A 20,171-nucleotide genomic window follows, 5' to 3' on the forward strand; every position below is an offset into this window, starting at 1 on the left:
GGATACGTGGAAAGAGGCACGCCGCATGAAATACAACATCAGAACACACGAAATTCCTGTTGACCTTGCCATCATCGAGCAGGCGCTGACTGAGGCCGATCCCGCAGCGTTGCTTGACTTCGACAAGGCGGCCTCCCTGCTGCGCTTTTCAAGCTGCCTAAACGGTCCGGAACTGCTGGCGTTGATGGCACAGGCCGGCTTCCCGGTTGCCGACTCGGCGCTTGAAGACGTTCCTTCCGAGTGCTGCGGTGGATGCGGGGGCTGAAAAGCCATGTGTCCGGTTATTGGCCTGCGTCAAGGCACAGCCAGTGCATCGCGCCTTAAAGCATCCACAGGAAACCCATCATGACCGCCAAGCTCGATTCCACATCCATGCCCGACCTTCGCCTGCTCGCCGCCGCGCCGCACCGGTTGCTGTTCTTCGTCGGAGCCGGCAATGTCCTGCTGGCCATGGCATGGTGGACCTTCTGGTTGATCAATTCCCGTTGGCAATTAGCCGCCATGCCACAGCTGGATATCCCGGCCGGTTGGCTGCACGCGTTCATCATGCAGTATCAGGTGCTGCCGTCGTTCATGTTCGGCTTCCTGCTGACGGTGTTTCCGCGTTGGATGGGCCTGCCGGCCTATAGCAAATGGCATTACGTTCCGGTCGGTTTCGGTCTACTGGCCGGGCAGGTGCTGACCCTGGTGTCACTGTTCGGCTTCGGCCATGTGCTGTTTCTCGGTCTGCTGCTGACGCTGTCCGGCTGGTTGGCCGGCTGCCTGTTCCTGGCGATGCTACTCTGGCGCGAGAAGCAGACCACATGGCATGCCGTCAGTGCATTCACCGCGTTGCTGCTGGGCCTCGTCGGCATCGGACTGATGTTCGCCTATCTGTTCAGCCGCGATGCGCATTGGATGTTCGCGGCCATCAAGTTCGGCGGCTTCGGACTGCTGTTGCCGATCTATTTCACAGTCTGTCACCGCATGCTGCCGTTCTTCGCCAGCGCGGCTCTGCCGGGCTATAAAGTGATCCGGCCGATGGGAGCGCTTGCGCTGTTCTGGCTGCTGGCTATGCTGCACCTGGGCATGGAGTTGGCGCATGCCTATGCGTGGCTGTGGCTGGCCGACCTGCCGCTGGCTGGATTAAGCGCCTGGCTGCTTTGGCGTTGGTGGCCGCGCGCCCGCACCATGCCGGCTTTGCTGAGAGTGCTGATGGTCGGGTTTGCCTGGCTGCCGGCCGCCGCGCTGCTGTACAGCGTGCAAAGCCTTTGGTTTTTGCAGGGCGGCGGGTTCGTGCTCGGCCGCGCACCGGCACATGCGCTGTTCATCGGATTCTTCGGCAGCCTGCTGGTGGCGATGGTGACGCGGGTGACCCAAGGCCACTCCGGTAGGCCATTGCAACTGGGCGGCGTGGCGGCATTTGCGTTCATCGTCATCCAGATCACCGCGCTGGTGCGGATCGGTGCTGAGCTGGCGCCGGATATCCTAGTCTGGCACAGCGCCGCTGGATTACTCTGGCTGCTGGCGTTTACACCGTGGGTGCTGCGTTCGGTGTGGATTTATCTGACGCCGCGCGCGGACGGAAAGGCCGACTGAAATGATCACGTTTTACCTGCCGATCAAAACCGTACATATCGTGTCCGTGCTGGCCAGCGGCGGACTTTTCGCTTTGCGCGGCCTGCTGCTACTGAACGGCAGGGCCTGGGCGATGTCGGCGCCGATGCGCTATCTGAGTTACAGCATAGATACCGTGCTGCTGACGGCCGCGCTGATGCTGGCGACCCTGCTGCCAAGCGGCGTGTTCGCCACTGGCTGGTTGACCGTGAAGCTGGTCTTGCTTGTGGTGTACGTGGTGCTGGGCAGTTTCGCGCTTAAGCGCGGACGCAGCCTGAAAGCCCGCTGGCTGTGCTTCATCGCGGCGCTGTGCGTCTATGCCTTTATGTTGTCTGTGGCGCGCAGCCACCAGCCGTTGGGCTGGTTTTACTGAGGCCAGGTCACCAAGAGCCATTCAGGCTGATGGCATAACTCCGGCCGCTGGCGGTATAGAACGGCAGATTGTCGGCGTTGGCCAATACGCCGCGCATGCTGGCCCACTGCCAGTAGGTACGGTCGGCCAGATTGCCGAACGAGAGTACCAGGCGCAGGTCGGGCGCGAACTCGTACCAGAGGTTGGCATCCAGTACGGCATAGCCCGGCGGTGCATACAGATCGGCGGCGCTACGGTCGACGCGGGTCACCGCAGCCACGCCGGTGCCTAGCAGTTCAGCGCCCCAGCGGCCATTGCCGGGTGCATAGCCGATACCGAGCGTCATCCGTGCCGGCATGATCGAATTCAACGGCTGGTCGCGTTGGGTATCATCGCCCTTTGACCACGAGCCGGTGGCCTGCAGACGCCAGGCATCGGCATCATCCCAGAAGGCGTCTAGGCCCAGCTGGAACTCAAATTCCACGCCGACGATACGGGCGCTGTCGCGGTTGACCGACTGGAACACCAGCTGGCCATCGGCGTTCACGCCCTGGTTGGCGCGCGATTCGATCAGGTCCTCGAAGCGGTTGTCGAACACCGCCAGGCTGCCCTGCGCGTACTCGCCGCCGAAGCGCAGGCCCAGCTCCAGGCCATGGCTGCGTTCGGGTTTCAGGTCGGGATTGGGCAGCGCTACATAATTGAAAGCCGGCAGGTTAAGGCCGATGTTGACATCGGAAAACGGCGGCGCACGGTAGCCGTAGACGTATTGCAGATAGCTGGACCACTGCAGGCCCTTCCAGCGCAGGCCGAGTTTCGGGGTCAGTGCGTCGTTGTCGGTGCCGGCGATGTCGGCATTCGGATTATCGGCCAGCCAGACCGCGTCGGCGAAACCGTGCATTCTGCTCATCTCCCAGCGCAATCCGGGAATGACCGCCCATTGCGGCGTCAGGGTGATTTCATCCTGCCAGAACACACCGAACTCCTCGCTTTCGCTGTTCGGGAAGTCGCGCACCGGTAACACTTCGCCTAGAATCACATTGCTTTCCGCGCCGGTGAGCAGATTGGTTTCGGTGCCGTAGCGGATGCTGCTGTATTCATGGCGTGCAGCGTCGATGCCGAAGATCTGCCAGTGTTCGGCGCCCAGCCACTGCCCGCGCCACTGCGCGTTCAATTCCAGGCCGGTGCTGGTCTGCTCGAGGCGGAAATCGCGTTCGCGCTTGGAAGGGAAGCGCGTGGTCCGGTCGGTCAGGCGGTATTGTTCGCTGAACTGCCGGGTGTCGCTGTCCTGACGGTACAGCAGCACCGATACGTCGCGCAGCGCGCCAAGTTCAGCGATGGCGCCATGCACGCTGGCGCGGTCGCGACTGTATTCGTCATCGGCGGTCAGTGCGTAGGTGGTGGAAAACCGGCCCGGTCCGAACAGCAGGGACTGCAGGTCGGTTTTCTGTTCGCCGTCGCTGTGATCAACGGCCAGCTGCCAGCGTCCGGCGGAGGCGAAATCCATGCCGAACTTCAGCAATGCGCTGTTGCGATGGCTGTCGGCTGGATTGGCTTGGTCTTCCGGGGCGTCGGAGTGGTTGCTTATTTCATGGCCGCTGATCTGGCCTGCCGCAGCGAGAAAGGTAAAACGCTTTTCCAATCCGCTGGCCATTATATTTGCAGACCAGCTCTGGCTGTCGTCGCGCGAGTGCGCACCAAGGCTGGCTCCGGCGCGCAGCATGCCGTCGGAAAAGTCGGCATTGACCGGATCCAGCGTGGTGTAGGCTACTACGCCGGCCAGGGCTTTGCTGCCATACAGCGTGGACGCCGGACCACGCAGGATTTCGACATGATCGATGACGCCTAGCTCGACCAGATCGCGTCCGGCGGAGGCGAACTGCCCGACGGAGAAGCTGTCGGACAGCGGAATGCCGTCAATTTCGATGCTGACCCGGTTGCCCTCCAGGCCGCGGATGTTGAAGCCCTGGTTGCCGAAGCGGTTGCTGTCCTGGGTGACTTCGACGTTGGGCACGTAACGCACCATCTCGTCGATGCGCTGCACCGAGCGTTTCTGCATGTTCTCGTGGTCGATGACGCTGACCGCGCCGACAACTTGCTCAATCGGCTCGGGACGGCGCTGGCCGACGACAACCACTGAATCCATAATATCGGCCGGGATGGACTGGGCTGGGAGGGTTTGGCTAAAAATGAGCGCTACTGCGGTGACGAGCGGTTTTCGCATCAACGGATTCCATGGCATCGATCTCCGCACAGAGTAAGCCATCCGGCTGGCCGGATACAGGCATTTTGTCAATCTTGGAAAGCAACATGGTCTTGACTTGACCTAGGTCAGGGAATCGCTAATCGGTGGGGCGCACTATGGCCGCAGGACGTCGGAAAGACGTGCATTTTCCTTACTTAACGAGGCATATCCCATGGCAAGAAAACCCTTGCAGAAACTTCTGGTACTGTCAATCGGCCTAAGCGTCATCGGCGGCGTGGTGGCAACCAGTGACATCAGCAACGAGCGGCCGCCGAAAGCTGCCCTTGAGGCCGGCCAAGCCGCATATTTGGCCAACTGTGCCGCTTGCCATCAGCCCGATGGAAAGGGGCTGGCCGGGGCGTTCCCCCCGCTCGCAGGTTCCGACTTCCTGAGCGCCAACACCCCGGCGACCGTACTCTCGTCAATCCTCAAAGGCATCACGGGCAAGCTCAAGGTCAACGGCGTCGATTATGACGGTGTCATGCCCGCCATGAGCCATCTGTCTGATGAGGAAATCGCCAACATTGTCGGCTATGTTTACGCCAGTTGGGGCAATACGCCGAAACTGGTAACTGCGCCGCAGGTCAAGGCCGAGCGGGTCAAGCTTGCGGTTTCCGATGACAAAGCTCAAGGTGAGCGCCATCCCTCGACCAAGGAAGGCGTGATGAACTATCAGGGTGCGCCATCTACCGCAGGCTCAATGGGTGTGGAGATGATCATCAATCCGGACGCGCCACCGATGAGCAAAGCCGAATTCGCACAAGCCAGCAAGATATATTTCGAGCGCTGCGCCGGCTGCCACGGCGTGCTCCGCAAAGGCGCCACGGGCAAACCATTGACTCCCGATATCACACGAAAGAAAGGCACTCAGTACCTTGAATCTCTGATCAAATTCGGTTCGCCGGCCGGCATGCCGAATTGGGGCACCTCTGGCGACCTAAGTCCCGAGCAGGTCAACATGATGGCCCGCTATGTTCAGCATGAACCCGCCAGCCCGCCGGAATGGGGCATGAAGGAAATGAAGGAAAGTTGGAAGGTCGTGATACCGGTCGACAAACGCCCGACCAAGAAAATGAACGGCTACAACATCGATAATATCTTTGTAGTTACCCTTCGTGACTCCGGTGAAATCGCCTTGATTGACGGTGACACCAAGCAGATCATCAATGTCATCAAAACCGGTTACGCCGTGCATATTTCAAGGCCATCCGATTCGCGCCGTTATATGTATACCATTGGCCGGGACGGGAAGATTGATCTTGTCGATCTGTGGATGGCCAAGCCGGATCGGGTTGCAGAAATCAAAATCGGCCTCGAAGCCCGCTCGGTGGAAACATCGAAATACAAGGGCTATGAAGACAAGTACGCCATCGCCGGTGCCTACTGGCCTCCGCAATTCGTCATCATGGATGGTCCGAGCCTGGAGCCGAAAAAAATCGTGTCCACGCGGGGCATGACTGTGGATACGCAGGAGTATCACCCGGAGCCTCGCGTCGCCGCCATTGTAGCCAGTCACGAGCACCCGGAATTCATCGTCAACGTCAAGGAAACCGGCCGTATTCTATTGGTTGATTACCGCGATATCATCAATCTGAAAATCACGACGCTCGATGCTGCACGTTTCCTTCATGACGGCGGCTGGGATTCTTCGCACCGGTATTTCCTGACCGCTGCCAACCAAAGCGACAAGATTGCCGTGGTTGACTCCCGCACACAGAAAATGGCTGCTCTTGTCGATGTCGACAAAATTCCGCATCCCGGACGCGGCGCCAACTTCAATCATCCCAAATATGGTCCAGTCTGGGTCACTTCGGCACTCGGCAATGAGAAAGTGACGATGATCGGAACCGATCCTGAAAAGCACCCGCAATACGCTTGGAAAGTCGTTGAAGTGGCCAAAGGTCAGGGCGGCGGCTCGCTGTTCGTCAAAACCCATCCGAAATCCAATAATCTGTGGGTCGACACCACGTTGAATCCGGACCCGAAAATCAGCCAAAGCATCGCAGTATTCAATACCAAGAACCTTGCTGCCGGCTTTGAAGTGCTCCCGATAGCCGAATGGGCCGATCTGGGTGAAGGTCCCAAGCGCGTGGTACAGCCTGAATACAATCTTGCCGGTGATGAGGTCTGGTTCTCAGTCTGGAACGGCAAAGATCAGAAATCGGCCTTGGTCGTTGTTGATGACAAAACCCGCAAGCTGAAGGCAGTCATCAAGGATCCCCGCTTGATTACGCCGACAGGTAAATTCAATGTATTCAATACCGGCAAGGATATCTACTGAGTCCGGTATGCCAGTACATCCCGAAAACCCCGGCTGCGGCCGGGGTTTTCTTTTTCCGGCATATCACCCGGATCAGTAAAACCAACCGGCACGGAATGCAACGCCCGTTGCCACAAATACCACAGCAATCAGCGTGACCGCAACGATATGCCAGGCAAGGTCATTCAAGCTTTCCGCACAAAGTCTTGGAATCACACGCAACCGTGCATCCACAGCCAAGATTACGGTCAAGGCCAGCAGCGCCAGCTTCAACGCGATAGGGCGCGCCATGGGCACGGCAAGATTGAACCACATTGTGATGTCGGGCAGCATGTCATGGGCGAGCCAGAGCCCGGTAAGCACCTGCACAGCCAACGCGGGTATGCCGATGCGTTCGAACTGGGATTCGAAGCGCATCAGCGCTTCCGTCGATCGACGGCGTAATGCATCGGGCAGCACCGTCAGCGCTAGCAGGAGGTGGCCGCCAGTCCAGATTGAGGCCCCGAGAAGATGCAGCAGCAGAATGTAGGAATGCATTTTCGATTCACCTATTTTTTTAATGGTCGATATTTCGTCAACGAAAAGCCGCCTTTCGGCGGCTTTTCAAAACGAACCACATGCCTGATCAGTATACGTATTCGACGCTGACCCAAAGCTTGCGGGTATCCCGCGCGAAGGTGTCCGCCTGATAGTCGGCGAGTTTGAGCAAGCCGGCCCAGTGTTTATTGAAGGCATAGGCCAGCGATACATTCCATTCGCTGCCGTAGTGACGGCTGCCCGCATCGGACTGGTAATCGTGCCAAGCCGCAACGGCGGTGGTCTTGCCGAATTTGCGGTTCCAGCTGAGATAGGCATCGTCCAGACCATCAACCGGCGTATTCAGGAATTTGTCGGCCCAGCCGTTGAAAGCATGCAGGGTGGCGAATGGAGTGGCAAAGCCGTAATTACCGTTACCGCCCAGTTGTTCCCAGCCTGCTTTAAAGGTATTGGATTTCCAGACCAGACCGCCCTCCAGCAACAGGTAATGGGCATCGATGGCCACAGCGCCATCGGCGTAGGCATCCTGTTTGGCATATTCTGCCGTGGCCAACCAGCCGATACCGTCCGGCATCTCTTTCTTGGCGGTATAACGCAGGCCGAGATTGCGGTGCGAAGTCAGCGGCAGGGTTTGGTTGTCGATGAAATGGGCGTAGCCGGTCAAGGTACCCGGCCCGGCTTTTCCGCTCAGCGCCAGCAGATGCGCGTCCAGCTGGTAACGGGCCAGATTTTCATTCGGATGATCGGCTCCGGTCACCCGCTGCGCCCGATCCAGATAGTCATAGCGGAATTTCAGGCCATTCTTGAAGGCGTGCTGCACATCCAGGGCGTCGAAGGTCTGCTCGTTCTGCCGCCAACCGACATTGCCGAAGAAACGCTGATTGTCCCATTGAAGGCGTTGGCGACCAAGCGTGAACTGGCTTGACGCCTCCGGGGCATAGCGCACATAGGCTTGGTTCAGCTCGCTGTTATCCGGGTCAAGTATGGTCGGATACGCTGTTTGACCGTTGGCGGTGCTGTTGAAATCTTCGCCGAACAGATGCTGAGTGGCTTCCAGCTCAATGACACCGCTCCAGCCCGAATGCACGGCCGTCTGGTAACCCAGACGCGCACGCAGCGTGTTGGCCAAGGCCGAATCGGCGAATGCATCATCGTCAACGCTTTCCAGTCGCCAACGTGTATCGAACAGAATCTTTCCTGAGCCGGTATCGGCGCCGAAAACAGGACTGGCAAGCAAAGCCAGCATCAGGGGACTGAGGGCAAAGCGGACGTACATCATGAGCATCTCCATGGACAACTGAAGACAGTCTAGGAGCCTCATCTGACACCTGCCCTGACCTACATCAAGCTTATGCCACGAATCATAATGCTCAGGTCAGGCATATAAAAAACCCGCCATTCGGCGGGTTTCTTGGGCTTACCGGCCTTTCAGGCGGGCAGCGCGACGACGGGCGCGAGCTTTTCTCATGACGGCATACTCTGGATGAATTGAGGGCTATTGTCCCACAATCGGCGGGTCCGCGCCTGAACGGCTTAATCCGAGAGGTAATACTCGACCGTCGCCACCACCCGCACGGCCTTGATGTGCGGGGTATTGGCATCGCGCGCCTCCAGGCTGAACTGACCCTGGCTGGCCGATTTGATCTTGCCGAGCTTGCTGTTGGAGTCTTCGGCGAACTTCTGGGCCACCTGGCGGGCGTTGCGGGTGGCTTCCTCGATCATCTGCGGCTTGAGCGCGTTCAGCCCGGAGAATTGATAATCGGTGGACTGATAACCGCCGCCGACTCCCACGCCCTGCTTGCCGAGCTCGGCGATCTGGGTGTTCATCGCCCGCACCAGATCGATGTTCTTGGTGTACACCGTGGCGGTCTGCGTCGCGTAGTAGCGCAATCCGCCGCGATTGTCATCGGCGTACTGCCCCTTGTCATTCACGTTCGGTGCCGAGAGCGTGATCTCTTCATCCTTGAAGCCTTTATCCCGCAGGAACTGACGGACCTTGACTCCGTCTTTCTCGAGCTGCGTATACACCGCGGACAATTCGTTGCCGCTGGCCGCGAAGGTCACCGGCCAGAGCGCGGTATCGGCCGGCACGTTGCGCTCCGACAGACCTTTGACGGTGACCGTGCGTTCGTATTCCTTGAACCGGATCAGGCTCTGACCGAGGGTCAGCCCCAAGAGGAAAAGGCCAAACAGAATGCCGCCGGCAAGAATCCAGGCGCTTTTGGGAGTCGAAGTGGACATCAGGTGTTCCTCGTAACGGGTCGGCCTATTAAAGCAAAAGCCGGGCACCTTGGCGATGCGGCACGCAGCACCGGTTATGCGGCGTTTATCCGCCGAAGGCTTCGAGCTGCTTGAGGGCGTGCGGCCACAGGGTGTCCTTGTGCGCACTGCGGAAGAAATTCAGATGGCCAATGGCTTTGCCTCCGAAATCCGCCGGACGCAGGGTTTCCATGGCGGCACTGCGTGCATTCGGATAATGGGTAATCAGGCTGCGTACCGCTTCCGGCGTGCCCCAGGGGTCGTCGCTGATCTGGTAAAGATGCAGATGGCCGTTGAATTGACGGGCATTGCCCCGGGCATCGAATTGGCGGGCATCGAACACGAAGTCGGCCTGTTGCGCCCATTCGGCGAATTCGCGGCCGAGCGTGGTGGGCAGATCATGGCTGAGCCCGGCCCATCCCGGCCAATACCCGAACACGGCTGTGCTCAACGGCACCAAGGCGCGCCATGCGAACCAATGGAAATAGCGGTGCGGGCGCGCCATCAAGGGCCAATAGGCCGACAAAGCCGCGATGCCGAGTAGGCCATCGATGCGGCCACTGGCGCGGGTCAGGGCCGGCATCCAGCCGCCGACGCTGTGGCCGACGATGTACAGCGGCTGCTGCGGGTGCTGCGCATGCATCCAGTCGATGACCGCCGGATAATCCTGTTCGGCCCACGACGAGAATCCGATGTCGGCATACTCCCGGATCGGACGCAGCTTCGATTGACCGACGCTGCGGAAATCAAAGGTGAGCACGTCGAATCCGTGACCGGCAAGATAGCGGCAGAAGTTGTAATAGAAGGTCTGCGGCACCGCCGTGGCCGGACCGACGATGACGCTGCGGCCTTTCCGGCTTGCCGGTTCAGCCTTAAACAGATGCCCGATCAGGCGATCGTCTGCACCTACGGCAATCTCGATGGTCTGCATGGTTTCGTCTCCCGCGCCGTCAATGCACCGACTGCGCCGGCGTATCGCGCTCGACCTTGAACCAGGCCGCGTACAGGGCCGGCAGGAAGAATATGGTCAACAGGGTTGCCACGATCAGTCCACCCATGATCGATACCGCCATGGGGCCGAAGAACACACTGCGCGACAGCGGAATCATCGCCAGCACCGCCGCCAGTGCGGTCAGCACGATCGGGCGGAAACGGCGCACGGTGGCATCAATGATGGCGGCATAGGGCGCACTGCCGGCACGGATGTCATGATCGATCTGATCGACCAGGATGACCGAGTTGCGCATGATCATGCCCGACAGCGCGATGGTGCCCAGCATGGCCACGAAGCCGAACGGCACACGGAAAATCAACAGGAAGGCGGTCACGCCGATCAGGCCCAGCGGTGCGGTCAGCAGCACCATGAAGGCACGGCGGAAGCTTTTCAGCTGCAGCATCAGCAGGGTCATTACCACCAAAAGGAACAGCGGCATGCCGGCGGCCACGGATTTGGAGCCACGGTCGGAGTCTTCCACAGTGCCGCCGGTTTCCAGCAGATAGCCGGTCGGCAGTGCCGCGCGGATGCTTTCCAGTTCCGGCAGAATCTGTGCGGTCACCGACGGCGGCGCGGTTTCGTCGTAGATGTCGGCACGGACGGTAATGGTCGGCAGGCGATTGCGATGCCAGATGATGCCGTCTTCCATGGTGTATTCGAGCGTGGCGATCTGCGACAGCGGCACACTGGTGCCGGAGTCGACCGGCACCGACAGGCTGCCAAGCAGATCGAGATTGGCGCGCTCGTTGTCCGGACCACGCAGCAGGATTTCAATCAGCTCATTGCCCTCGCGGTAGGTGCTGACATTGGTGCCCGACAGCGATCCGCGCAGGAATGCGGCCAGATGCGTGGAGGTGATGCCCAATGCGCGGGCGCGGTCCTGGTCGATGTTCAGACGGACAATCTTGCTGGGTTCGTCCCAGTCCAGATTGACGTTGGCCACATGCGGATTGGCGCGCACTTTGTCGGCCACGGCATGGGCAAGGCGTTTGACTTCATCGATGTGCTCGCCGGAAACCCGGAACTGGATCGGATAGCCGACCGGCGGACCGTTTTCAAGACGCGACACCCGCGTCTGCACGGTCGGGAATTTTTCATGCATCAAATCAATCAGCCAGAGCCGGGTCCGCTCACGCGACTCGATGTCCTTGGTCAGGATGACGAATTGCGCGAAATTGGCCTGCGGCAGTTTCTGGTCGAGCGGCAGATAGAAGCGCGGCGAACCGGCGCCGACATGACTGACGAAATTGACCAGTTCCTTGCGTTTGGCCAGCTCACGCTCGAGCTGCTCGGCAACACGCTGGGTGTCTATGAGTGAAGCGCCTTCGGCCAGCTCCACATCGACCATCAGCTCAAGCCGTGTGGACGACGGGAAGAACTGCTGCGGAATGAAACGGAACAACAGTACCGAAGCCACGAATGCGGCAATGGTGCCCAGAATCACGGTTCGCCGGTGCTGCAGGCACCAGCCGACCCATTGTTTGAGTTGGCGGTAAAACGGCGTGCCGTAGGGGTCCTGATGCGCGGCGTGGGAATCCGCCAGCCAGCCCTGCACCACGCGGGGAAGCAGCAGCGACAGACGTTGCTTCAAGCGGGACGGTTTGCGGGCTGATGGCGTTTCAGGCGTATGCGCATCCGGCAACAGCCGGTAGCCCAGGAAAGGAATGAAGATGACCGCCACGATCCAGCTGAGCAACAAGGCAATGGTGACCACCTGGAAGATGGATCGCGTGTATTCGCCGGTCGAGGAATTGGCGGTGGCGATCGGCAGGAATCCGGCGGCGGTAATCAGCGTTCCGGTCAGCATCGGGAAAGCCGTGCTGGTATAGGCGTATGAAGCCGCCGAGAGCCGGTCGAAGCCCTGCTCCATTTTGATGGCCATCATCTCAACCGCGATGATGGCGTCGTCAACCAAAAGTCCGAGCGCGAGAATGAGTGCGCCGAGCGAGATTTTGTGCAGTCCGATGCCGAAGTAGTACATGGTCGCGAAAGTCATCGCCAGCACCAGCGGAATCGACAGAGCCACCACCAAGCCTGGACGCTTGCCGAGCGAGAAGAAGCTGACCAGCAGCACGATGATGACCGCCTCGGCCAGCACGCGGACGAATTCGCGCACCGAATGCTTGACCGCCGCCGGCTGGTCCGACACCTTCTCGAGCTTGATGCCGGCCGGCAGGGTGTTCTGCAGACGCTGGAATTCCGTTTCAAGCTGTTCGCCGAGCGCGATGATGTCGCCGCCCTTGCGCATCGAGACCGCGATGCCGATGCCTTCTTTGCCCATGAAGCGCATTTTCGGCGCGGCCGGATCGGCAAATCCGCGCGACACTTCGGCGATTTCGCCCAACCGGAAGTTGCGGCCGTTGGCGCGCACCGGGAAGTTGCGGATTTCGTCGATGGATTTAAATCCGCCGCTGACGCGCAGTTGCACGCGGTCGGTTTCGGTTTCGAAGAAGCTGCTGCTGTTGACCGCATTCTGGGCATCGATGGCCTGTTGCACCTGATACATCGACAGGCCGAGGGTGGCCAGCTTGGTGTTGGACAGGTTGATCCAGATCTTTTCATCCTGCAGTCCGACCAGCTCGACTTTCGCCACATCCGGAACGCGGTGCAGTTCGAGTTCGATGCGTTCGGCGTAGTTCTTCAGCGTGGCGTAATCGAAGCCTTCGCCGCTGAGTGCGTAGATGTTGCCGAAGGTGTCGCCGAATTCGTCATTGAAAAACGGGCCCTGCACGCCCTGCGGCAGCGTGTGCCGGATATCTCCGACTTTTTTGCGCACTTGGTACCACAGCTCGGGAACATGGTCGGAGGTCATGGCGTCTTTGGCCATGAACATCACCATCGACTCGCCGGGTTTGGAATACGAGCGCAGGAATTCGTACTGCCCGGTTTCCAGCAGTTTCTTTTCAATGCGGTCGGTCACCTGCTGACTGACTTCAGCCGCCGTCGCCCCCGGCCAGAAGGTGCGCACCACCATGACCTTGAAGGTGAATGGCGGATCTTCGGACTGGCCCAGCTTCTGATAACTGAAAATGCCGACCAGGGCCAGCACCAGCATGGCATAACGCACCAAGGTGCGGTTCTTGATCGCCCAGGCGGATAAATTGACGCTCATCGCGCAGCCTTGGTGGTGCCGGCCACGGCCACCGGACGATTGTCGGCATCGACCGCGCGCACGCTTTCGCCTTCGCGCAGCAGATGCACGCCGGCCTGCACAATCCACTCGTTCTGGGCCAGACCCGCACTGATTTCGGCACTGCGCGCGCCGTAACGGCGAACGGCAACACCGCGTTTCTGCAGGCGGCCATCCCGGGCGATGACCCAGACCGCCGGTTTGCCATTGCTTTCAGTCAAGGCCGACAAGGGCACCGAAAGTCCCTGATCGGTCGTTTCCGTCATGTACACGCGCGCGCTCTGGCCGAGCTGGGTCACCGCAGCGGCATCATCGAAGGCCACGCGCACGGCATACGTGCGGGTCAGGGCATCGGCGGCGGCGGCGATTTCGCGGATTTTACCCTCGTAAACCTGACCTTCCTGCGTCCACAGTTCGAGCTTCACCGGCTGCCCGACACGAAGATTCGGCAGGTGCTGTTCGGCAACCGTAATGGAAACATCACGGGCACCATCGGCGGCAAAGGCGAACACCGGCTGGCCGGCGGAAACCACCTGTCCGGCTTCAGCCAAGCGCTGACTGATGACCCCGTTGGCAGGCGCACGGATCACGGCATAGCCGGTCTGGTTGCTGTTGACTTTGGATTGTGCGACCGCCTGCTGATAGCGGGACTGCGCCGCCTGCGCCTGGGCTTTTTTACTGTCATACAGGGATTGCGACACCAGCTGTTTGCCGACCAGTTCGCGATAGCGGGTTAACTCGGCCGCCGCCAGATCGCGGTCGGCGCGCAGGGCCTGCACCGAGGCGTCGGCGGCTTGGCTTTGCAAGGCAAGATCATCGTCGTCCAAACGCGCCAGAATCTGGCCGGCCTGCACCCGGGTTCCGGCGTCGGCGTAACGGTTGGCGATTTTTCCAGCCACCCGGAACGACAGAGTGACTTCCTCACGGGCCCGGACTTCACCGGCAAACACCTGGGAGGCGGCACCGCTGGGCTGCGCCTGGGTGACCAGCACCAAGCGCCGGGAATCGGGTTCCGGGCCGCTGGAACAGGCGCTCAGGGTCAGCAATAGGACAGCGGCAAGGCCAAGAGGGCGGAGGGGGAAGCGGCGCATGGGGATATCCGAATTATTGTACTGATTGGTATACTATCATTATATTGTACTAATTGGTACACTAATGTGATGAATCTGCGAAATCCCCAAAAACTCGGACGCCCGAAAAATCCGGAAAAACGCCAGGCCATTTTGCAGGCCGCGGCCGAGCTGTTTCCGGCCAAAGGTTTTTCCGGCGTCAGCATGATGGAAATCGCTGAAAAGGCGAACGTCTCGAAACTGACCCTGTACAGTCACTTCGTCGACAAGGAAGACCTGTACACGCAGTCGGTGATTGACTGCTGCGAGCAGCAGCTTCCGGCCAGCAGCTTCAAACCCGCGCCCGGCCTCGATCTGGAGCAGGCCCTGCGCGCCATCGGTAACGGCTTTCTCGACCTGATCATGGACGAAAAGGCGCTGACCCTGCACCGGATGATCATCCAGCAATCCGGTGCCGACGGCGATCATGCCGGCCTGTTCTTCAACGCCGGCCCGGCCCGGATGCTGTCGGAGATGCGCAGCTTCCTCGAGCAGGCCTCGCGCAGCGGCGCCTTGGCGATTGCGGAACCGCGCCTGGCCGCCGAACATTTTTTCTGCCTGCTCAAAGGTCTGGTCTACATGCGGGTCATGATGGGCCTGTGTCCGCCGCCGGAAAAAGCCGAACGCGAAACCCATGTCAAGGAAGTGGTTTCTCTCTTCCTTCGTGCCTATCGTCCGCAAACGTCTTGAAAGATGACTTTTGGCACGTTTTCAGGCCACGGCGAACAGGGATAATCACTTTCTGCACACAGGCAAAAGCCTTACAATATGCGCTCTTGCCGGAGGATATACGCAATGACGATGAATGTTGAACACGCACGCCACGCCATGATCGAACAACAGGTCCGCCCCTGGGACATCGTCGATCTGCAGGTGCTGGCCGCGATGTCGGCGATTCCACGCGAGAATTTCGTGCCGCCGGCCTACCGTGACCTGGCCTTCGCCGATACCGCCTTGCCGATCGGCCACGGCGAAACCATGTTCAAGCCGGTGCTGGAAGGTCGCATGTTGCAGGGCCTGAAACTGCAGCCGAATGATGAAGTGCTGGAAATCGGCACGGGCACCGGTTTCATCACCGCCTGCCTGGCCCGTCTGTGCCGCTCTCTGGTCACCGTCGATCTGCATGCCGATTTCATTGCCGCCGCCAAAACCCGTTTGGCCGAACTTGATTTGAACAACGTCCGTTTCGAGCAGGCCGATGCCTTGGCCTTCGATCCGGGCCAGCAGTTCGATGCCATCGCCGTAACCGGTGCCGTCACCGAGGTGCCGCCATCCTTTCTGAACTGGCTGCGCCCCGGTGGCCGCCTGTTCATCATCCGCGGCCAGTCGCCGGTGCAGGAAGCGGTATGCCTGACCCGCACCGCGCAGGGCTTCGATACCGAAAGCCTGTTCGAAACCGATATCCCCTACCTCACCGGTGCCCAGCCGGTTGACCGCTTTTCCCTTTGATGAAGGAATTCCGCATGCGTTTCAAAGCGACCCCCCTGGCTTTGGCCACCGCACTGGCACTGAGTTCTTCGCCGGCCTTCGCCGTTGATCTGGTCCAGTCATACACCCAGGCGCGCCAAGGCGACCCGACGCTGGCCATCAGTGAATCGCAGAACGCCATCTCCAAGGAGGGCGTGGTGCAGTCGCGTTCCAATCTGCTGCCGCAGATCAACGGACGCATGAGCCTGAACAAGAACGATACCGATGGCACACTGAACAACAACACCACCTTCAGCAGTTCGAGCACCCAGCAGCAGAACAGCGCCAGCCTGAGCCAGAGCATTTACAACTACGGCAACTATGCCCGGCTTTCGGGCAGCAAAGCCCGCGCCCTGCAATCGGATTCGGAACTGGATTCGGCCAACGACAGCTTGATCATCCGCGTCTCGGAAGCCTACTTCAATGTGCTGACTGCCATCGACAGCCTGGCGGCATCGCGTGCCGAAGAACGCGCGGTCAAGCGTCAGCTCGATCAGGCCGAAAAGCGCCTGGAAGTCGGTCTCGCCCCGATCACCGACGTGCATGAAGCCCGTGCCCGTTACGATTCCTCGCGCGCCAACACCATTCTGGCCGGCAACGTGCTGATTGATGCACGCGAAGCCTTGCTTGAAATCACCGGCCCGTTGCCGGAGTCGCGCATCAAGGGCTTGCCGAACGATTTCCAACCCGTCGGTGAATCCCGCAAAGCCACCGAAGAGCTGGTCAATGACGCGCTGGCCAACAATCCCAACGTGATTGCCCGCGAAAACGCCCTGAAAGCCGCCGAAGACGATGTCCGTCTGGCCCGCTCCGGGCACATGCCCTATCTCGATGCCAGCGCCAGCTGGAGTGACAGCACTCTGAAAGACGGCAATACCGGACCGTTCTCGGCCAAGGACTCCACCTCGACCGGCGTGAACGTGGCGCTGGTGGTGCCGATTTTCACCGGTGGTGCCACCCAATCCCGTGTGCGTCAGGCCGTGGCCAACCGCGATATCGCCGCCGAGCAGCTGGAACAGACCAAGCGCCAGATCGCGCGTCAGGTTCGCAATGCCGACCGCAACCTGGAGTCCGGACTGGCTGAAGTGGAGGCCCGCCGCTTGGCGGTGGTTTCCGCGAAATCCGCGCTGGAAGCCGGCGAAGTCGGTCTTGAAGTCGGCACGCGCACCATCGTCGATGTGTTGCTGGCGCAACAGCAGCTGTTCACCGCTGCCCGCGAATACTCGCGTGCCCGTCACAACTATCTGGTCAACACCCTGCGCCTGAAACAAGCCGCCGGCACCTTGGAAGTGGCGGATGTGGAAACGGTCAACCGCTTCCTGACCGAAGACGCTGAAGCCAAACTGCAGTAATTCCGGTTAATCAGTCTGCAGTACCAAGGCACGGGGAAACCCGTGCCTTTGTTGTTTCCAGCGCTCCGCGGTTCGCTGCCACGCAGGCGCTATTGGCAACCGCCATCCGCTCACGCCGTGCCGGATCGGCCAACAACGCAGTGACCTGCTGCACGAGCGCATCGGCATCGGCCACCTGAAGCAAACCGCCCGCTTCACTGAGCGCCGCCACACTGTCGGCGAAATGCGCCGTATGCGGGCCGACCAGCACTGGAGCACCCACCGCCGCCGGCTCCAACACATTGTGGCCGCCGATGGCCTGCAGACTGCCACCGACGAAAACCAGATCCATGCCGGGCATGAAGCTGCGCAGTTCACCGAGCGTATCAAGCACGAACACCTGCGCCTGGGCGGAAGGTTCCGGCTGAAGACTGCGGCGCTGTACCTGAAGGCCCCGCGTTTGTGCGGCCGCGACAGCCGCGGCAAAACGTTCGGGATGCCGCGGCGCCCAGACCAACAAAGCCATCGGCCACTGCGCCAGCACCGCCGCATGCGCCGACAGCACCGCCGCTTCTTCATCGGGATGCGTACTGGCCGCCATCCAGACCGGTGTTTGTGCCCAAGCCGCGCGACGGCGAAGGCCGGAGGCCATCATTTCGGCATCCACGGCCAGATCCCACTTCAAATTTCCGGTGACGGACACGGCCTCGGCGCGGGCACCGGCCTCAACAAATCGACGGGCATCGGCAGCGCTTTGGCAAAGAATGGCCTCGGGGATCGTCAAGGCAGCGCGGAACACACCGCCGAACCGGCGATAACGACGTAACGAACGCTCGGTGATACGGGCGTTGACCATCATCAGGGGAACGCCGGCGCGATGGGTGGCCTGAAAAAGATTCGGCCAGATTTCGGTTTCCACGATCAATGCGGCGCGCGGCCGGAAATGGGCGAGAAACCGGTGCGTGAGCCAACGTAGATCCATCGGCAGATACACCGTGGTGCAGGACCCGAGCGCGAGCGCCTGCGCGGCATGACGGCCGGCCGGCGTCTGGCAGGTAATCAACAGCGGCAATTCCGGGAAGTCCGTGCGCAAGGCCAGCAGCAGGGGTTTCAAGGCATGCACTTCGCCCATGGAAGCGGCATGGCACCACAGCGGCGCGACCCCAGAAGGGGACGCATAGATTGAAAAACGTTCGGACAGATGCCGCCGATAGGCCGGCTGCGCCAGACTGCGGAAAAGCAGCAGCAGGATGACGGCCGGAAGGGCCAGCACCCAGAGGGCGGCATACATCAGGCGCGAAAGGATGGGATAAGATACGGAAGCCATTTGGATAAGCATAACCCAGGACACTGCACGTGCCGCCGCCCTCTCCCCGCCCCGCCCTGTTTGCGCACCTGCCGTCCTGGATCGGCATTGGGTGCGGTTGGCTGATCGCGCACCTGCCTTGGGCCTGTTACCGGCCTCTGGCCTGGCTGCTGGCGCGGCTGATGCGCCTGCTGATGCGCGAGCGCGGGCACATCGCCCGAACCAACATCCGCCTGTGCTTTCCCGAACTGGACGAAGCGGCGCAGGAAAAACTCTGGCGCGACAGCTTCGACTCCATGGCTTTCTCGCTGTTTGAATTCGCGCGCGGCTGGTGGGGAAATCTTCGTCCGGCCGATGCGCTGACCCCGATTCATGGCCTGAATCATCTTCAGGACGCCCAAGCCCGCGGCAAAGGGGTGTTGTTGGTCTCGGCGCATCTGATGACTTTGGAATACTGCGTCAAGATCCTCGCCCGGCATGCGGCCATCGGCGGCATGTACCGTCCCTTCGATTCGGCCGCCTTCGAGTGGAGCGTCAGCGAAGGACGACGCGCCTACACCGCGGCCATGTATACCCGCGATGAATTGCGGGCCGTGCTGCGCCATCTGAAAGCGGGCGGCGTTCTCTGGTTCGCCCCCGATCAGGAAACACGCCGTGGCGACAGCGTATTTGTTCCTTTCTTCGGCAACCCGGCCTGGAGTCTGACCTCCACCCATCAACTGGCCAAACTCAGCGGCGCTACCGTGGTACCGCTGTTCCACCGACGCACCTCCGAGGGCGGGTATGAGATTGAAATCGGACGCGCACTCGACGATTTTCCCAGCGACGATGCGGTGGCCGACACCGCACGCGTCATGGCGCTGTTCGAGGCGATGATCCGCCGCTGTCCGGAGCAGTATCTGTGGCTGCACGCCCGCTTCAAGCGCCAGCCGGACGGGCAAAGCCCGTACTGAATCAATCGGCCAAACGGTAGGCCGCGCCGCAGTAAGGACACTTGGCCGTGCCATTGGCCTCGATCGGAATGACGACTTTCGGATGCTGGTTCCACAGCGCCATGTCGGCGCTCGGGCAGGTCAACGGCAACTGCGCGCGCGTCACTTCAATCACGGTTTCTTTCGGCGTATTGGCGGCGTTGGCGGTCATGCGGCGGACTCCTGTATGAGCGGCCATTTTACCCGTTCACACGGCAATCGGCAAAACAAAACCCGCCGAAGCGGGTTTTGTCGCAACACGACACCGCGGGGCCTTACTTGGCCTCGGTGGCTTCCAAGGTGATGCTGATGCGGACTTCATCGCTGACCGCCGGCACATAGGCGCCCACGCCGAAATCGGAACGCTTGATCACGGTGCTGGCATCAAAGCCGGCTGCCGGAATCTTCTTCATCGGATGATTGCCGATGCCGTTGACCTTCACGGTCAGCGTGGCCGGTTTGGTGACGCCATGGATGGTCAGGTCGCCGCTGACATGCAGTTCCTTGGCACTGGCCACATGCACCGACTTGCTCTTGAAGCTGGCCGTCGGGTATTTGGCGGCATCGAAGAAATCAGCGCCCAGCAGATGCTGGTCGAGTTTGGCCACACCGGTGGA

Annotated in this window: 18 protein-coding genes; 8 read left to right on the forward strand and 10 right to left on the reverse strand. The window is 60.5% G+C overall.

All coding sequences use genetic code 11. The features are described from left to right. Positions 1-25: 25 nt before the first annotated feature. From ACIQ1A_RS07555 to ACIQ1A_RS07565, 3 genes are all read left to right on the forward strand, one after another. Complete coding sequence (locus ACIQ1A_RS07555) at positions 26-265, forward strand: hypothetical protein (RefSeq protein ID WP_395770454.1); 240 nt, start codon at positions 26-28, stop codon at positions 263-265. Positions 266-345: 80 nt separating this feature from the next. Further along, on the forward strand, positions 346-1,578 hold the full coding sequence (locus ACIQ1A_RS07560; protein ID WP_395770455.1) for an NnrS family protein: 1,233 nt from the start codon (positions 346-348) through the stop codon (positions 1,576-1,578). A gap of 1 nt (position 1,579) precedes the next feature. Then, positions 1,580-1,969, forward strand: a complete 390-nt coding sequence (locus ACIQ1A_RS07565) for a SirB2 family protein (protein ID WP_395770456.1) — start codon at positions 1,580-1,582, stop codon at positions 1,967-1,969. Positions 1,970-1,976: 7 nt separating this feature from the next. Here the strand turns inward: ACIQ1A_RS07565 and ACIQ1A_RS07570 are convergent, their stop codons facing one another. Then, positions 1,977-4,091: a TonB-dependent hemoglobin/transferrin/lactoferrin family receptor gene (locus tag ACIQ1A_RS07570; RefSeq protein ID WP_395770457.1), complete on the reverse strand. Its 2,115-nt coding sequence runs from the start codon at positions 4,089-4,091 to the stop codon at positions 1,977-1,979. A 271-nt stretch (positions 4,092-4,362) separates the two neighbouring features. On the opposite strand from ACIQ1A_RS07570, the gene ACIQ1A_RS07575 reads away from it, so the two are divergent. After that, the gene (locus ACIQ1A_RS07575; RefSeq protein WP_395770458.1) at positions 4,363-6,471 is read left to right on the forward strand and encodes a cytochrome D1 domain-containing protein; all 2,109 of its coding nucleotides are present in this window, start codon (positions 4,363-4,365) and stop codon (positions 6,469-6,471) included. A 72-nt stretch (positions 6,472-6,543) separates the two neighbouring features. Here the strand turns inward: ACIQ1A_RS07575 and ACIQ1A_RS07580 are convergent, their stop codons facing one another. From ACIQ1A_RS07580 to ACIQ1A_RS07605, 6 genes are all read right to left on the reverse strand, one after another. Continuing rightward, on the reverse strand, positions 6,544-6,987 hold the full coding sequence (locus ACIQ1A_RS07580) for a CopD family protein (RefSeq protein WP_395770459.1): 444 nt from the start codon (positions 6,985-6,987) through the stop codon (positions 6,544-6,546). Between the two features lie 88 nt (positions 6,988-7,075). Further along, positions 7,076-8,266: an alginate export family protein gene (locus tag ACIQ1A_RS07585; protein WP_395770460.1), complete on the reverse strand. Its 1,191-nt coding sequence runs from the start codon at positions 8,264-8,266 to the stop codon at positions 7,076-7,078. Positions 8,267-8,520: 254 nt separating this feature from the next. Then, on the reverse strand, positions 8,521-9,228 hold the full coding sequence (locus ACIQ1A_RS07590) for an SIMPL domain-containing protein (protein WP_395770461.1): 708 nt from the start codon (positions 9,226-9,228) through the stop codon (positions 8,521-8,523). An 85-nt stretch (positions 9,229-9,313) separates the two neighbouring features. Beyond that, entirely contained in the window at positions 9,314-10,177 is an 864-nt protein-coding gene (locus ACIQ1A_RS07595) for an alpha/beta fold hydrolase (RefSeq protein WP_395770462.1), read from the reverse strand. A gap of 19 nt (positions 10,178-10,196) precedes the next feature. Further along, on the reverse strand, positions 10,197-13,352 hold the full coding sequence (locus tag ACIQ1A_RS07600) for an efflux RND transporter permease subunit (RefSeq protein WP_395770463.1): 3,156 nt from the start codon (positions 13,350-13,352) through the stop codon (positions 10,197-10,199). Continuing rightward, positions 13,349-14,461, reverse strand: coding sequence for an efflux RND transporter periplasmic adaptor subunit (locus tag ACIQ1A_RS07605; RefSeq protein ID WP_395770464.1), 1,113 nt, complete (start codon positions 14,459-14,461; stop codon positions 13,349-13,351). The genes ACIQ1A_RS07600 and ACIQ1A_RS07605 overlap by 4 nt, the downstream gene beginning before the upstream one ends. 69 nt (positions 14,462-14,530) lie before the next feature. Between ACIQ1A_RS07605 and ACIQ1A_RS07610 the strand changes: the two genes are divergently transcribed. The 3 genes from ACIQ1A_RS07610 to ACIQ1A_RS07620 all read left to right on the forward strand — a co-directional run bounded on the left by ACIQ1A_RS07610 (position 14,531) and on the right by ACIQ1A_RS07620 (position 17,298). Further along, complete coding sequence (locus ACIQ1A_RS07610; RefSeq protein ID WP_395770465.1) at positions 14,531-15,169, forward strand: TetR/AcrR family transcriptional regulator; 639 nt, start codon at positions 14,531-14,533, stop codon at positions 15,167-15,169. Positions 15,170-15,274: 105 nt separating this feature from the next. Then, positions 15,275-15,928, forward strand: a complete 654-nt coding sequence (locus tag ACIQ1A_RS07615; RefSeq protein ID WP_395770466.1) for a protein-L-isoaspartate O-methyltransferase — start codon at positions 15,275-15,277, stop codon at positions 15,926-15,928. Between the two features lie 14 nt (positions 15,929-15,942). Further along, positions 15,943-17,298, forward strand: coding sequence for a TolC family outer membrane protein (locus tag ACIQ1A_RS07620; protein ID WP_395770467.1), 1,356 nt, complete (start codon positions 15,943-15,945; stop codon positions 17,296-17,298). 10 nt (positions 17,299-17,308) lie between these two features. On the opposite strand, the gene waaA is transcribed toward ACIQ1A_RS07620, so the two are convergent. Further along, the gene (gene waaA / locus ACIQ1A_RS07625; RefSeq protein WP_395770468.1) at positions 17,309-18,604 is read right to left on the reverse strand and encodes a lipid IV(A) 3-deoxy-D-manno-octulosonic acid transferase; all 1,296 of its coding nucleotides are present in this window, start codon (positions 18,602-18,604) and stop codon (positions 17,309-17,311) included. Between the two features lie 29 nt (positions 18,605-18,633). On the opposite strand from waaA, the gene ACIQ1A_RS07630 reads away from it, so the two are divergent. Then, complete coding sequence (locus tag ACIQ1A_RS07630) at positions 18,634-19,536, forward strand: lipid A biosynthesis lauroyl acyltransferase (protein ID WP_395770469.1); 903 nt, start codon at positions 18,634-18,636, stop codon at positions 19,534-19,536. 1 nt (position 19,537) lies between these two features. Here the strand turns inward: ACIQ1A_RS07630 and ACIQ1A_RS07635 are convergent, their stop codons facing one another. Next, the gene (locus tag ACIQ1A_RS07635) at positions 19,538-19,726 is read right to left on the reverse strand and encodes a zinc-finger domain-containing protein (RefSeq protein WP_395770470.1); all 189 of its coding nucleotides are present in this window, start codon (positions 19,724-19,726) and stop codon (positions 19,538-19,540) included. 103 nt (positions 19,727-19,829) lie between these two features. Next, on the reverse strand, positions 19,830-20,171 hold a 342-nt coding region (locus ACIQ1A_RS07640; RefSeq protein ID WP_395770471.1), incomplete at its 5' end, for a YceI family protein.

Origin of the sequence: Arenimonas sp., assembly GCF_044353605.1 — a bacterium.
Classification (GTDB): Bacteria; Pseudomonadota; Gammaproteobacteria; order Xanthomonadales; family Xanthomonadaceae; genus Arenimonas.